Annotated in this window: 7 protein-coding genes and 2 pseudogenes; 3 read left to right on the top strand and 6 right to left on the bottom strand. The window is 67.2% G+C overall.

All coding sequences use genetic code 11. The features are described 5' to 3' along the window. Positions 1-82 precede the first annotated feature (82 nt). The 4 genes and pseudogenes from ABQF30_RS04855 to ABQF30_RS04840 all read right to left on the bottom strand — a co-directional run. Positions 83-2,626, bottom strand: a pseudogene (locus tag ABQF30_RS04855) (ATP-binding protein); the annotation flags it as partial. Positions 2,627-2,815: 189 nt separating this feature from the next. Beyond that, positions 2,816-3,439: pseudogene (locus ABQF30_RS04850) on the bottom strand (AfsR/SARP family transcriptional regulator); the annotation flags it as partial. 202 nt (positions 3,440-3,641) lie between these two features. Further along, positions 3,642-6,653, bottom strand: a complete 3,012-nt coding sequence (locus ABQF30_RS04845) for a UPF0182 family protein (RefSeq protein ID WP_448461535.1) — start codon at positions 6,651-6,653, stop codon at positions 3,642-3,644. A gap of 98 nt (positions 6,654-6,751) precedes the next feature. Next, entirely contained in the window at positions 6,752-7,789 is a 1,038-nt protein-coding gene (locus tag ABQF30_RS04840) for a YlbL family protein (protein ID WP_448461534.1), read from the bottom strand. 91 nt (positions 7,790-7,880) lie between these two features. Here ABQF30_RS04840 and ABQF30_RS04835 point away from each other — a divergent pair, with 91 nt between their 5' ends. Genes ABQF30_RS04835 through ABQF30_RS04825 form a run of 3 tightly spaced genes read left to right on the top strand, consistent with a single transcriptional unit; the run spans position 7,881 to position 11,559 of the window. Beyond that, a complete protein-coding gene (locus ABQF30_RS04835; RefSeq protein WP_448461532.1) occupies positions 7,881-9,299 on the top strand; it encodes a zinc-dependent metalloprotease in 1,419 nt (472 codons plus the stop codon). Between the two features lie 52 nt (positions 9,300-9,351). After that, entirely contained in the window at positions 9,352-10,182 is an 831-nt protein-coding gene (locus tag ABQF30_RS04830; protein WP_448461530.1) for a bacteriocin biosynthesis cyclodehydratase domain-containing protein, read from the top strand. Between the two features lie 42 nt (positions 10,183-10,224). Continuing rightward, positions 10,225-11,559, top strand: a complete 1,335-nt coding sequence (locus tag ABQF30_RS04825) for a macrolide-binding ATPase MABP-1 (RefSeq protein ID WP_448461528.1) — start codon at positions 10,225-10,227, stop codon at positions 11,557-11,559. Between the two features lie 81 nt (positions 11,560-11,640). On the opposite strand, the gene ABQF30_RS04820 is transcribed toward ABQF30_RS04825, so the two are convergent. Both ABQF30_RS04820 and ABQF30_RS04815 read right to left on the bottom strand, forming a co-directional pair. Beyond that, a complete protein-coding gene (locus ABQF30_RS04820; protein WP_448461526.1) occupies positions 11,641-11,931 on the bottom strand; it encodes a WhiB family transcriptional regulator in 291 nt (96 codons plus the stop codon). A gap of 480 nt (positions 11,932-12,411) precedes the next feature. Beyond that, entirely contained in the window at positions 12,412-14,556 is a 2,145-nt protein-coding gene (locus ABQF30_RS04815; RefSeq protein ID WP_448461524.1) for an ATP-dependent DNA helicase UvrD2, read from the bottom strand. Between the last annotated feature and the right edge of the window lie 6 nt (positions 14,557-14,562).

Raw genomic sequence — 14,562 nt, 5'->3', positions numbered from 1 at the left:
CAAGGATGTCCAGGCGAAGCGCGTCGAGCATCACCCGACCCGCTTGGCGTTCCCTTGGTGACCAGCTCAAGAAACTGGCAAGTCAAGCCAGGAGGGACGCGCGCGCCGCGATGCCGCGCATCCCCAGCGCCTCCGCTTCGGCGGCCAGGGCTCGCGCCGTCGCACGCCGCGCCGGTCCGTCGTCGTCGAGCTGACAGGCCAGCAGCGCACACCGCAGCAGCGTCGGCCTACCACCGAGGCGGTGTCCGATGTCCGCGGCACGGCCCAGATCTTGCAGTGCCCGCAGCCGGTCGCCGCGCACCGCATGCAACCGGGCCGTCGCCAGCGCCACCGGTCCGGCCAGCCCGACCTGGCCGATCACCGCGATGTAGTCGACGAATGGTTGCAGCGCTGCCAAGAGTGGCCTCGCATACTCGACCATTTCCTGGTCGGCCGCCAGATGGGCCAGCCAGGTGAGGTGGCCCAGCGTTGTCCACACCTCGCCGCGGCCTTCATCTGCCGTCCACTCGTTCAGTCGCTCAGCGGCCTCGGCCCGGGTGCCCGTGTCGATCGTCAACAGCGCGGTGTGCACCAGGGCTTCCATGCCCTGTCCGCCGGTCTCGTCGCCGCCCTGCAGGCCGGACCAGCCGGGCCCGATCGGTCCACCCCGTTCACGCAACAACGTCACCGCGGCCACCAGACCGCTGCCCGCGACATAGAGTTCAGTCTGCTCGTGCACGTGCGCCGCGATCGAGTGATGCCGTTGTGCCTCGGCGAAGTCGCCACGCCACATCGCCAACACCGCTTCCATCCAACGCAATTGGGCACGTAGCACCGGAAGCCGGAGTTCTTCACTGCCCTCGATACCTGCCCGTAGGTGGTGTTCGGCCAGCGAGACGTCGGCCAGTGTCATCGCAGCCATGGTGGCAACCGAATGGGCGATCACCGAATCTTCACGGGACCTGCTGTGCCCCAGCGAGTTCAACCGGGTAATCCAGTCGAACGTCCGCCGGCTGAACGACGCCACACCGGAGTAGGTGATGAGTCGGCCCATCAGCACATCGGCGATGACGTCGGAATCACCTGTACTGTCGGCCAGTTCCTCGGCATGGTCGAGGTAGCCGGCAGCCAGTGTGGGGTCCAGGTGGTAACAGTGTCCGACGGCCAGCGCCGCCAGTACCCGCGCGCCGGCGGCTGGGGACGCGTTAGCCATGGCAGCCGCCCGCCCCAACAGCGCAAGCAGCGCACCGGGATCGTCGCCGGGCCCGAGCCATGGCCATCCCCCGCTTGCCCGCAGCAGCGCACTGGCGACCCGGCCCGCCGTATCAGCACGTTCGCTACGCAATGCGTCGGCGAGGTACCGCTCGACGGTATCGAGTACCAACCGGCCGCGGCCGGCTCGCGAATGTGCTTCCAACATCGACACTGTCAGCGCGTCGCGCTCGGCGTTGCTGCGCGCGGCCGCCGGCAAGCTGTCGTAGGCGTCCAGTGCCTCCTGCCACCAACGGGCCGCGATGTCCGAGCTCCACCGCTGCGTGGCCTGTTCAGCGGCCAGCCGGCAGGCCGAGACCACCTCCTGCGGATCGGCCAGCGGTTGCGCGGCCACAAGGTGCTGGGCCCGGCGCGTTACCGCATCTTCGGATGTGCTGTCCGCCAGCGCCTTTGCGATCTGTGCGTGCAGTCGTTGGCGGCGCAACGCCGGCAGCCCGGCGACGAGGTGTTCACGTAACAGGCCGTGGGCGAACGCATAGCCGTCGCCAGAGTGCGCAGTGACCACGATGCGCTCGTCGGCGGCGGCATCGAGGTGATCGGCCAGCCCGTCGAAGTCGAGTCCTGCAACGTTTCCGAGCACCGATACAGCGTCGGCATCGATCGCGTCACCGATGACGGCCGCCACACGCAACACACCCAGCACGTCGGGAGCCAGCCCAGCGAGTCGTCGCTCCAGCACCGACTTGACCGCTACCGGAATCTGGCCGCGCTCGCCCGGCGGCAACCGCGCGTATTCGGAGACGAAGAAGGGATTGCCGCCGGTCCGCTCGGCGAGAACAACGGCCTCGTCGTCGTCGACGACATCCTCGGATACCTGGTTGGCAAGTACTGCAACATCTTTCGACGACAACGCGCTGAGCGCGAGGTGCCTGTTTCCCTCTCCGCGGGCCACCGTCTCCAACAGGCGCGAAACCTCGGCGGAGTGCTCGCCGTCGCGGACAGTGAGCAGCACCGCGACGGGATGGCCCCACAGCGCACCGGCGATGTAGGCCAGGCAGCTCGCCGAGGTCGAATCCGCCCACTGCACATCGTCGATCACGACCACGAGCGGCCGTCGCGCCGACTCCAACAGCGTCTGCACCCGCTCGTACACGCGGAAGCGTGCAGTATCGGGGTCTGCGTGCGCCGGCACCTCCAGGACTTCATCGGCATCGCCGCCCAACGCTCGCACCAGCTGTCGCATCGGCCACCACGGCGGCGTGTTGGGTTCGTCCGGGCAGGTCACCCAGACAGCCTCGGCATCGAACCGGTCGTCAACCTCCTCGGCCAGACGGGTCTTGCCGATACCGGGCGGACCGGACAGCACCAGCCACCGCGCCTCCCCTGCCCTTACCGCGGCGAGAAGATCTGCGGCAACAATCAATTCACGATCACGCCCGATCAGTTCCGGACGCCCCGACTTTGGTGCCGTGGCCGGGGCCGTCGGCGCCGCCGGGGCGGGCACCTCCCCCGCCCCCGTCCACTCCGGGGGCCTGGGCCAAGCCGCCAGTTCGGGGGCTTGGCGCAGGATCGCGGTCTGCAACTCGCGCAGCTCGGTGCCGGGCACCAACCCCAGCTCGTCGTCGAGCAACCGGGCATGCCGGACGTAGGTTTCCAGCGCTTCCGAGGCACGCCCCACCCGGTACAGCGTCAGCATGTGCAACCAGCAGCCGCGGTCGGAAAGTGGCTCGGCAGAACGTAGTTGCGACACCCCGGCCAGGGCTGCGGACATCCGTCCCAGCGCCAGCAGCGCCGTGATTCGGTGATCGACGCATTCCGATTGCAGTTCCCCGGCGCGGGCGGCGTCCGGCGTGGCCCAGTCCTGGTCGCGCAGGTCATCGAGAAACGGACCGCGCCACAATTCCAGTGCCGCGTCGGCGGCGGTCAGCGCGTCAGCCCAGCGGGCCTGTTCCACTGCTGTGGCGGCATGAACACACGCTGCCTCGAAGACCTTCAGATCGACCGCATCGGCGGGCACGTCGAGGTAGTACCCGGGCGGCTGACGCACGATCGGCGATGCGGCCGAACCGTCCCGCAACACACGGCGCAGGTTCGATATGTAGGCCTGCAGACTGGCTGTGGCACTGGCCGGCGGATCGTCGCCCCAGACCGCATCGATCAGGCGATCGACCGAGACGACGCGGCCCTGCGCAAGCAGCAGCATCGCCAGGACCGTCCGCTGTTTGGGTGCGCCGATGTCGACCGGCATACCCTGCCCCGTCGCTTCGCTAGCCCCATGACCGGCGCGCACCACCTGCAACGGCCCCAGCAAGCGATAGCGCACCGGGGCATCTTAAACGTCGCACCGACCAGCGGCGAGCGTGCTCAAAATGCTGCCCGCGAGCGGCGTGTCGACCAGCAGACCCGCACGCTCGCGGGGCAAGGCTAGGGGCTAGCTACTTGGCGCTGTCTTACCTGGCGCTGTCGTACTTCGCCATCGCGTCGTTGAGGCGCTGCAACGCCTCGCCGTACTTCGCGAAGTCACCGCTGCGCTGCGCATCACGCAGTCCCGTCATGGCCGTCTGAATATCCTGCAGCGCCGCCGCTTTGGCTCCCGAGAGCTGCACCGGCCCACCCGGTGGAATTGCTGCCGCGGGGGCGGGCGCTTGCGGCGCACCGTCAGCCTGGTTGACGGGCGGTGCAGCGGCGGACGGCTGCTCGCCGATGGGTGCAGGCGCGGCTTGTGGCCGACCGTCAGTAGGCGCGACGTTGGTCGCCGTGGCACCGGCACCCGGACCGAACAACTCGGTGAGTGCATCGCTGACCGTCGGGCCGTAGCCGACGCGGTCGTTGTACATCATCGCCACGCGGATGAGGCGCGGATACGACGACGCCGCATCGCTGGCCCCTGGCGAGGCATACACGGGTGCCACGTAGAGCAGGCCACCGTCAGCCACCGGAAGGGTCAGGAGGTTGCCCCACCGGATCCGGTTCGTGTTGTCGCGGCCGATGACGCCGAGGTCCTGGCTCACCGCGGTGTCGGTACTGATGGCGTTGAAGGCCAGCTTGGGACCGTTGACCTGACCCGGAATGGTCAGCACCGTGAGCTTGCCGTAGTTCGACGGGTCGGAGCTGGCGCTGATGTAGGCGGCCAGGAAGTCGCGCCGGATCCAGTTCATCGCACTGGTCAGCTGGAACGACGCCGAATTGTCGTTGTTGGCAATGTCTTTGGCGACAATGTAATACGGCGGCTGGAAGCTGCTGGCAGTCGGGTTCGGATCCAGCGGGACATCCCAGAAGTCGGCGTTGGTGAAGAATTTCACCGGGTCGTCGACGTGGTACTTGGCCAGCAGGGCCCGCTGCACCTTGAACAGATCCTCCGGGTACCGCAGGTGCTCCTGCAGTTCGGGAGTGATGTCGCTCTTGGGCTTGATGGTGTCGGGGAAAACCTTCATCCAGGCCTGCAGCACCGGGTCCTGCTCGTCCTGTGCATACAGCGTGACTTTGCCGTCATAGGCGTCGACGGTGGCCTTCACCGAGTTACGGATGTAGGACACCTGCTTGTCCGGCGCCAACCGGTTGACCGCCACCTCGTTGGAATCGGCGGTCGCACTCGACAGCGTCGTCAACTCCGAATACGGGTAGTGGTCCAGCGTGGTGTAGCCGTCGACGATCCAGACCATCCGCTTGTTGACGATCGCGGGGTACACGCTGGTGTCGGTGGTCAGCCACGGGGCAACCGCCTCCACCCGCTCGGCCGGATCACGGTTGAACAGGATCTTGCTGTTCTCGCCGATCACATTGGAAAGCAGGAAGTTCCGTTCGGCGAACTTCGCCGCGAACACGGCCCGCGCCATCCAGTTGCCGACGGGAACGCCACCGCTGCCGGAGTAGGTGTAGTTCTTGGTTTCGGTGTTGGTCTCGTAGTCGTACTCGCGGTCGGCGTCGCCGTTCTTACCCACGATCGCGTAGTCGGCGGCGGTGTTGGCGATCACCGGGCCGAAGTAGATGCGGGGCTGGTCCAGCGGAGCGGGGCCGGGTGAGACCACGCTGCCGTTGGCCCCGACAACGCTGGTGAGGAACTCCGGATAGCCGCCGTTCTGGTTGGGATCGTTGGCGATACCGCGCACCGTGTTGGCCGGGGAGGCGATGAATCCGTTGCCGTGGGTGTACACGGTGTGCCGGTTGATCCAGTCGCGCTGGTTGTCGATCAACCGGTCCGGGTTGAGCTCGCGGGCCGCCACCACGTAGTCACGCAGATTGCCGTCGGGGCCGACGTAGCGGTCGATGGCCAGGTGATCCGGGAAGTAGAAGAAGTTCTTGCCCTGCTGGAACTGCGTGAATGCCGGGCTGACGATCGCCGGGTCGAGCAACCGGATGTTCGACGTGGTCGCCCGGTCGGCGGCGACCTGCGCCGCCGTCGTCTGGGTGTTGGCCTCGTAGTTGCGGTAGGTCACCGTTTCATTGGTCAGCCCGTAAGCCTGCCTGGTCGCGGCGATGCTGCGACTGATGTATTCGCTTTCCTTCTGCGCCGCATTGGGTTTGACGCTGAACTGCTCGACGATCAGCGGCCAGCCCGCACCGACCACCACCGAGCTCAGCAGCAGCAGCGCCACACCGATGGCCGGAATCCGCAAATCCCGCAGCACGATCGCGGAGAACACCGCGACCGCACAGATGACCGCGATGGCCAGCAGGATCAGTTTGGCCGGCAAAACCGCGTTGATGTCGGTGTAGCCGGCACCGGTGAACGGTTTGGCGGCCCGGGTGTTGCTCAGCAGCTCGTACCGGTCCAGCCAGTAGGCGAACGCCTTGAGCAGGATGAGGGCACCGACCAGACTGATCAGTTGAATGCGGGCGGCGCGGCTCACCGCTCCGGTACGGCCCGACAGACGGATGCCACCGAACAGGTAGTGGCCGAGCAGATTCGCCACCAGAGCCAGGAACGTCGCGACGAACAGATAGGTCAGAACCAGTCGGTAGAACGGCAGATCGAAGGCATAGAACCCGAGATCGAGGCCGAACTGCGGATCGGTGGTGCCGAAGTCGCCGCCGTGCAGGAACAGCTGCACCCGCACCCAGTAGCTCTGCGCGATGAGCCCGGCGAGCAGCCCGATGGCGAGCGGAATGCCGATGCCGAACAACCGCAGCCGCGACATCACCGTGGTGCGGTACTTGGCCACCGGATCGTTGGGACCGACGGTCGGCACGAACACCGGACGGGTCCGGTAAGCCAGCGCCAGCCCGGCGAACACGATGGTCCCGATCAACAGCGCCACCACGAGGAACACGATGATCCGGGTGGCCAAAACGGTGGTGAACACCGAGCGGTAACCCAGCTCGCCGAACCACAGCCAATCGACGTAGGTGTCGATGAACCTAGGGCCGATCAACAACAGGAGCACCGCGACCAGTGCCAGTCCGATCAGACCCCGGTTACGTCGTGTCAGCTTCGGCATCCTCGCCGCGGGCCGCATACCCACTCGTCAACTCCAGTCTCAGGTTCCGAAAGAACGCGACGAGCCCTGATGCGGCCCGACCGATTTCTTGCCACTCTAGTCACCTGCCGCCACTGGGCGGGTCAGCAGCGCGGAGGTTCGCCACCAGCGGAAAGTGCGTGCAGTGCATCGACGGCCTGGGTGAGCGTTTCCACCTTCACCAACTCGAGGCCGTCCTGCGGTGCGGAGCGGGCCTCGATGCAGTTGTCGGCAGGCACCAGGAACACCGAGGCGCCGGCTTCCCTTGCCGCGAGCATCTTGTGAGTTATCCCGCCGATGGAGCCGACCTCGCCCTCGCCGGTGATGGTCCCGGTGCCGGCGATGAACTTGCCGTCGTTGAGGTCACCGGTGGTCAGCTTGTCGACGACGGCCAGGCTGAACATCAGACCGGCCGACGGACCGCCGATGTTGGCGAGGTTGAAGTCGATGTCGAACGGCGCCCACGGCGCGTCGAGCACACCGATGCCCAGGTAGCCGTAATCCCGGTCGGGGTTGTCCCCGAGGGTGACCGTCGCGGTCCCGGCCGGGGCATTCTTGCGGCGGTAGTCGATGACGAGCGAGTCGCCCGGCTTGGTCGTCTTCAGGAGTGCCTGGAACTCGTCGAGGTTGGCGACCGGCTTGCCGTTGACCCCGTCGATGGCGTCGCCATCCTGCAGCTTCCCCACCGACGGACCGGGATCGGTCACGCCCTGCACCGTCACGGACTTCGGGAACTTCAGAAAGGACAATGCGGCGTACTCGGCGCTGTCCTCGGAGTTCTTGAAGTCGGCGCTGTTCGCCTCGTCGATCTCGTCCTTGGACTTGTCCGGCGGGTACACCAGGTCGCGCGGAACCAGCTGCTCGCGGCCCGACATCCACAGCGTGAGCGCCTGGCCCAGCGTCAGGCCGTCACGCTGGGACACCGTGGTCATGTTCAGGTGTCCGGAGGTGGGATGCAGCGTGACGTCTGCACCCTCGGTGCTCTTTATGTCCACGACCTGCTTGCCCTCCACCTCGCCGAGGGTGTCGAACGTCGGACCGGGCCCCAGAGACACGAAGGGCACCTTCACCACCGAGAGCAGCACGCCGAACGCCACGATAGGCACCAGCGCAACCAGCAGCGTCAAAATCCGCCTGTTCACGCCGCCCACAGTAAAGCCTGCGGTGTCGAGTTCACTCACAGCGTGACCCGCACGGATACGCAGATACCCCGTCATGAGTACCGTTGAGGCTATGGCTGACCTGCCCTTCGGCTTCTCCGCCGGGGACGACCCCGACCGAGACAAGCCCAGAAAAGACCCAAACCCGGGGTCCGGTTCCGGCGGCTCCGGACCTGGTCCGGGGTCGGATCCGTTCGGATTGGGCATGGGCGGATCCAACTTCGACATGGGCGATCTCGGGCAGATCTTCACCAAACTGGGCGAGATGTTCAGCGGTGCCGGCGGTGCGATGGCCGGCGGCGCCCAGTCCGGGCCGGTCAACTACGACCTGGCCCGCCAATTGGCCAACAGCTCGATCGGATTCGTGGCCCCGGTTCCGGAGAAGACCAGCGCCGCGGTCGCCGACGCGGTGCATCTGGCCGACACCTGGCTCGACGGCGTGACGCCGCTGCCCGCCGGAACCACCAGAGCTGTGGCATGGACTCCCAGCGACTGGCTCGACCACACCCTGGCGGCCTGGAAGCGGTTGTGTGATCCGGTGGCCGAGCAGATCTCCACGGTGTGGGCCTCGGCGCTGCCGGAAGAGGCCAAGAGCATGGCCGGACCACTACTGGCGATGATGTCGCAGATGGGCGGCATGGCCTTCGGATCGCAGCTGGGCCAGGCGCTTGGCAAGCTGTCCCGAGAAGTGCTGACCTCCACCGACACCGGGCTGCCGCTGGGGCCCAAAGGCGTGGCCGCGCTGATGCCCGAGGCGATCGAATCGCTGGCCGAGGGACTGGAACGCCCGCGCAGTGAGATCCTGACCTTCCTGGCGGCCCGCGAAGCCGCACATCACCGGCTGTTCAGCCACGTGCCGTGGCTGACGAGCCAGCTGATGGGCGCGGTCGAGGCATTCGCGAAAGGCATGAAAGTCGACATGTCCGGCATCGAGGACTTCGCCCAAGGCTTCAACCCGGCGTCGCTGAGCGATCCGTCGGAGATGGAACGACTGCTCAATCAAGGCATTTTCGAGCCGAAGGCCACACCCGAGCAGGAGGCTGCGCTGGAGCGGCTGGAGACTCTGCTCGCCCTGATCGAGGGCTGGGTACAGACCGTCGTCACCGCCGCGTTGGGCGATCGCATCCCCGGCACCTCGGCACTGTCCGAAACCCTGCGTCGACGCCGGGCGACCGGTGGCCCGGCCGAACAGACCTTCGCCACCCTCGTCGGCCTGGAACTGCGTCCCCGCAAGATGCGGGAAGCGGCGGCGCTGTGGGAGCGGCTGACCGAGGCGGTCGGCGCAGATGCCCGCGACGGCGTGTGGCAGCACCCGGACCTGTTGCCGAACTCGACCGATCTTGACGAACCGGCCGGGTTCATCGACCGGATGGTCGGCGGGGACACCAGCGGCATCGACAGCGCTATCGAACAAGCTCTCGACCAGGCGCGCGATCTCGAGAAGGGGCAGGACGACCAGGGCGACGAGCCCGAAGGACGTCGCGACTCCTGAGCCCTGTGGATAACTGATTCGCCGCAGGCGCGCCGCATGGCAGAGTCGTCGCATGACGGCGCGGTATGTCCTCGCGGCAGGCAAACCGGTGTTGCTCCGGCCCGACGGCGCAGTACAGGTGGGATGGGATCCGCGGCGCGCCGTGCTGGTGCGTCCCCCCGCCGGAATGACCCAGATCCAGCTGAGCGCACTCCTGCGCACCCTGCAGGGCGGCGTCACGCACGATGAGTTGCTCGCTGAGGCAACCCAATTCGACAACGCGGCCGTCGACGAGGTGCTCGCCGCACTCACCGAAGCCGGCGTGCTGACCGTCCCACAACGGCCCGCACGGACGGCGGCTATCCGCATCCACGGCCGCGGCCCACTGTCGGAGCTGCTGGCCGGCGCCCTGCGCTGCTCGGGCGCCCGCGTCACACGCAGCGCCAAACCCCACGCCTCGGCGCTGCCCGGCCCGACCGACCTCGTGGTGCTCGCCGACTACCTGGTGGCCGAACCCCGCGTGCTGCGCGAACTGCATCGGTCCGGTGTTGCGCACCTACCGGTGCGGGTTCGCGACGGCGCCGGGCTGGTGGGCCCGCTCGTCATCCCCGGGGTGACCAGCTGCCTGCAGTGCGCGGACTTGCACCGCAGCGAGAGAGACGCGGCCTGGCCCGCGGTGGCCGCCCAGTTGCGCGGCGCTGTCGGCACGGCCGGCCGGGCCACCATTCTGGCCACCGCGGCGGTGGCACTACGTCAGGTCGACCTGGTGATCCGGGCGATCAGCGAGGCCGGCGATCGGGTGCCAGAACCGCCGCCGACGCTTGACACCACCCTCGAGCTCGACGCCGACGGGTATTCGATCGTGACGCGCCGCTGGTCACGGCACCCCGACTGTCCGTGTTGAAAACGATTGTTGCCAGTTGGTTGAGGCACGTTCAGCAGAGTCATGGATGATGGTCTGGTGTCTGACATGAAACGCGGAAGCGTCGCCCGGAATGCGAAACTGGCAAGCCTGCCTGTGGGCATCGCCGGACGGGCCGCGCTGGGCTTGGGCAAACGGCTGACCGGCAGGTCCAAGGATGAGGTCACTGCCGAGTTGATGGACAAGGCCGCGCAGCAATTGTTCACCGTGCTGGGCGAGCTCAAGGGCGGCGCGATGAAGGTGGGCCAAGCGCTGTCGGTGATGGAAGCCGCGATCCCCGAGCAGTACGGCAAACCGTATCGCGAGGCGTTGACCAAGCTGCAGAAGGATGCCCCGCCGCTGCCGGTAGCCAAGGTGCACCGCGTACTCGACGCGCAGCTCGGCACCAAGTGGCGCGATCGGTTCACCTCCTTCGACGACACCCCGGTCGCCTCGGCCAGCATCGGCCAGGTGCACAAGGGTGTCTGGTCCGACGGCCGCGAGGTCGCGGTCAAGATCCAATACCCGGGTGCGGACGAGGCGCTGCGGGCGGACCTGAAGTCCATCCAGCGGCTCGTGGGCGTCTTCAAGCAGCTGGCTCCCGGTGCCGATATCCAGGGCATCGTCGACGAACTGATCGAACGCACCGACATGGAACTCGATTATCGGCTGGAGGCCGACAATCAGCGTGCGTTCGCCAAGGCTTACCGCGATGATCCGCATTTCGCCGTGCCGGCCGTGATCGCCAGCGCGCCGAAGGTCGTGATCTCCGAATGGATGGACGGCATCCCGATGTCGGTGATCATTCGCGACGGCACGCCCGAGCAACGCGACTTGATGGGCACCCGGCTCACGGAGCTGACGTTCGGCGCCCCCGGGCGGCTGGAAATGATGCACGGCGACGCCCATCCCGGGAACTTCATGCTGCTGCCCGACGGCCGGATGGGCGTCATCGACTTCGGCGCGGTGGCACCGATGCCGGGCGGTTTCCCGGTCTCCCTCGGCGAAACGATCCGACTCGCCCGGGACAAGAACTACGAAGACCTGCTGCCCGCGATGGAGAGTGCCGGCTTCATCCAGCAGGGCCAACAGGTTTCAATCCAAGAAGTCGACGACATGTTGCGCCAGTACGTCGAACCGGTCGAGGTCGAGGTCTTCCACTACACCCGGCGGTGGATCCAGCGGATGGCGGCGGGCCAGTTGGACAATTCAGTGGCCCTGATCAAGATGGCACGCCAACTCGACCTGCCGGCGAAACTGGCGATCCCGTTGCGGGTGATCGCGTCGACCACCGCCATCTGCAGCCAGCTCGACGCGCATGTGCCCGTCAAATCGATTGCCACCGAACTGGTTCCAGGATTCGCCGAAAAGGCCGCGTAGGGCGCGACCTCAGACCCGCTGGTCGTTGTCACGCTGGAGTGGCGCTCAGTCTCGGGCGTCACTCCAGCGTGACAAATCGTTTCAGGCGGCCTTGCGCGGACGCCCACGCGGCCGCTTGCGTGCCACGATGGTTCCGCGGTCGATGATCTCACCGCCCCAAACACCCCACGGCTCTTGCCGTTCCAGCGCGGCAGAAAGGCATTCGCGACGGATCGGGCAATCCGTGCACAGCGCCTTCGCCCGCTCGAGCTCGACGGGGCTTTCGGCGAACCACAGATCGGGATCACCGATGTGGCACGGCACCGCCGGCAGCCGCTGTTCGCATGTCACCGGCGCGACGCTCATTCCTGGAGCGCTCATCGCAATGGACATGTGCTTGTCCCCCTGCTTCCTGGTCGTTGTTTGTCGGCGATCTGTCTGCGGGATCTGCGACCAGGTTTCGGGGGTGTGGAGAACAACTCCGAAAAAATTGGCCACGGATCCGGTTGAGTGCGGGTCCGTGGCCATTCGGCTTGTGATGGAGCTACCTAGAAAGGACTCCGATCCACGGACACGCAGTTCGCGGCGGCGATGGGGCGCTTGCGCTGCGGTGCAATGGCAGCGGCGGCCGGCCATCCGGCGCCGGCGTGATGTGCGGCAGGCTCTTGCGGCACGAGGTATGCCGCTTTCGCAACGGCTTCGACAGCATGGAAGGACCTCGGCGTGCCTGCAACCGCTACACCACTGAACATTGTGTTGCTATCCATTGCGGGCACCCTCCTTCCGTCTCGCCGCACGAGTTGTGATCTTGAGGCTAAAGCCTAACAGCCGGATCGCACAACCTATTTTCTACCTGCGGTTTTGGCATGATTTTTACGAACCTTGACGGTCCTTCACCAGCTCGAGGACGTCCGGCCCGTACTGCTCGAGCTTGCGGGCACCGATGCCGGGGATCGCCACCAGTGCAGCCTCGTCGGCCGGCAGCGCCTCGGCTATGGCGATCAGGGTGTTGTCGGTGAACACCACGTACGCAGGCACCTTCATCTCCTTGGAGACGCGCAGCCGCCACTCCTTGAGCTCGGCGAGCAACTCCTCGTCAAGGTTGGCAGGGCAGGTTTCACAGCGCCGCAACATGATCGCCGAGGGCGTGGTGAGGGCGGCGTTGCACACCCGACAGCGCGGCGCGGGGCCACGCTGGCGTCGGGGCCGGTCGGGCCCGGTGGACTTGCTGCCCTGAGTCTGCGGCGCAATGCCATTGAGGAATCGCGACGGCCGGCGCCCCTGCCGTCCGCCTGGGGTGCGCGCCAGGGCCCAGCTCAGCGCGAGGTGCACCCTTGCGCGGGTGACCCCGACATAGAGCAGCCTGCGTTCCTCCTCCACCGGCTCACTGTCCGGGCCATGAGCGAGCGCATGGGAGATCGGGAGGGTGCCGTCGGCCAGGCCGACCAGGAACACCGCGTCCCACTCCAAGCCCTTGGCCGCGTGTAGCGAGGCCAGAGTCACGCCCTGCACCACCGGTGGGTGGCGCGCGTCGGCGCGCTGGCGCAGTTCGGTGACCAGCGCTCGCAGGTCGAGCTCGGGCCGCAGCGCGACCTCTTCGTCGACCAGTTCGGCGAGCGCGTTCAGCGCCTCCCAACGCTCCCGCGCCCGGGTGCCCGTCGGAGGTTGGGCCGTCAACCCCAGCGGCTCGAGCAATTCGCGCACGAGCGCAGGCAGATCGTCCTGCGTGACCTCCCGCTGGGCGCTGCGCTGCAAGGCCACCAAGGCCTGGCGGATCTCCTGGCGACTGAAGAACCCCTCCCCGCCGCGCACCTGGAACGCGACACCCGCCTCGGTGAGCGCCTCCTCGTAGACCTCCGACTGGGCGTTGATCCGGTACAGCACCGCGATTTCGGCTGGGGCCGTTCCCGATTCGATCAGCTTCTTGATCGACTTGGCGACCGCATTGGCCTCGGCGACCTCGTCGGAATACTCGGAGAACGTCGGCACCGGGCCCGGGTCGCGCTGGCCCACCAGGTGTAGCTTGCTGCCCGCCATCCGGCCGCGCGCGGCGGCGATGACCCGGTTGGCCAGTGACACCACTTGCGGCGTGGACCGGTAGTCACGTTCCAGGCGCACCACCGCGGCGTCGGGGAACCGCCGGGAGAAATCCAGCAGGTACCGCGGGGTGGCGCCGGTGAAGGAGTAGATGGTCTGGTTGGCGTCACCGACCACGGTCAGATCATCCCGATCGCCAAGCCAGGCATCGAGCACCCGCTGCTGCAACGGTGTGACGTCCTGGTACTCGTCGACCACGAAACAGCGGTAGCGGTCCCGGAATTCCTGGGCCACCGCGGCATCGTTCTCGATCGCGGCTGCGGTGTGCAGCAGCAGATCGTCGAAGTCCAGCAGGGCCGAACCGTCCCGGCGGGCCTTGACCGCCTCGTATCCGGCGTAGACGGCGGCCACCTTCTCCGCGTCGAACGGAATATCGCGGCCGACCTTCGCGACCGCTGCGCCGTACGCCTCCGGGGTGATCAAAGATGCCTTGGCCCATTCGATTTCACCAGCGAGGTCGCGCACGTCGTCGGTGCTCGTCTGCATGCCGGACCGGCTCGCGGCCTGGGCCACCACGGAGAACTTGCTGTCCAACAATTCCCACCCGGTGTCACCGACCAGCCGCGGCCAGAAGTACTGCAGCTGCCGACGGGCGGCGGCGTGAAACGTCACCGCCTGCACCGACCCGGTGCCCACCCCCGACTCGTGGCCGAGCGTCCGAAGCCGGCCCCGCATCTCGCCGGCCGCCCGCGCGGTGAACGTCACCGCCAGCACCTGGCTGGCCGCGACATGCCCGGCCGCCACCAGGTGCGCGATCCGGCGCGTGATGGTGCGGGTCTTGCCGGTGCCTGCGCCGGCCAGCACGCACACCGGGCCGCGGGCGGCGAGCACCGCTTCGCGCTGCTCGTCGTCCAGATCGCCCATGGTTGGGGTGGGAGCCTCTAGCGGCATGGCGTCCATCATGGCAGGGGCAGCCGACATGCCGAC

Source organism: Mycolicibacterium sp. XJ870 (assembly GCF_053483975.1).
This window is presented reverse-complemented; position numbering and strand designations above follow the sequence as displayed.

What these genes read in the sequence shown, in the direction of transcription:
- ABQF30_RS04835 (WP_448461532.1), top strand. Translation starts at nt 7,881, where the DNA reads ATGGCTGACCTGCCCTTCGGCTTCTCCGCCGGGGACGACCCCGACCGA.
- ABQF30_RS04830 (WP_448461530.1), top strand. Translation starts at nt 9,352, where the DNA reads ATGACGGCGCGGTATGTCCTCGCGGCAGGCAAACCGGTGTTGCTCCGG.
- ABQF30_RS04825 (WP_448461528.1), top strand. Translation starts at nt 10,225, where the DNA reads ATGGATGATGGTCTGGTGTCTGACATGAAACGCGGAAGCGTCGCCCGG.
- ABQF30_RS04820 (WP_448461526.1), bottom strand. Translation starts at nt 11,931, where the DNA reads ATGTCCATTGCGATGAGCGCTCCAGGAATGAGCGTCGCGCCGGTGACA.
- ABQF30_RS04815 (WP_448461524.1), bottom strand. Translation starts at nt 14,556, where the DNA reads ATGTCGGCTGCCCCTGCCATGATGGACGCCATGCCGCTAGAGGCTCCC.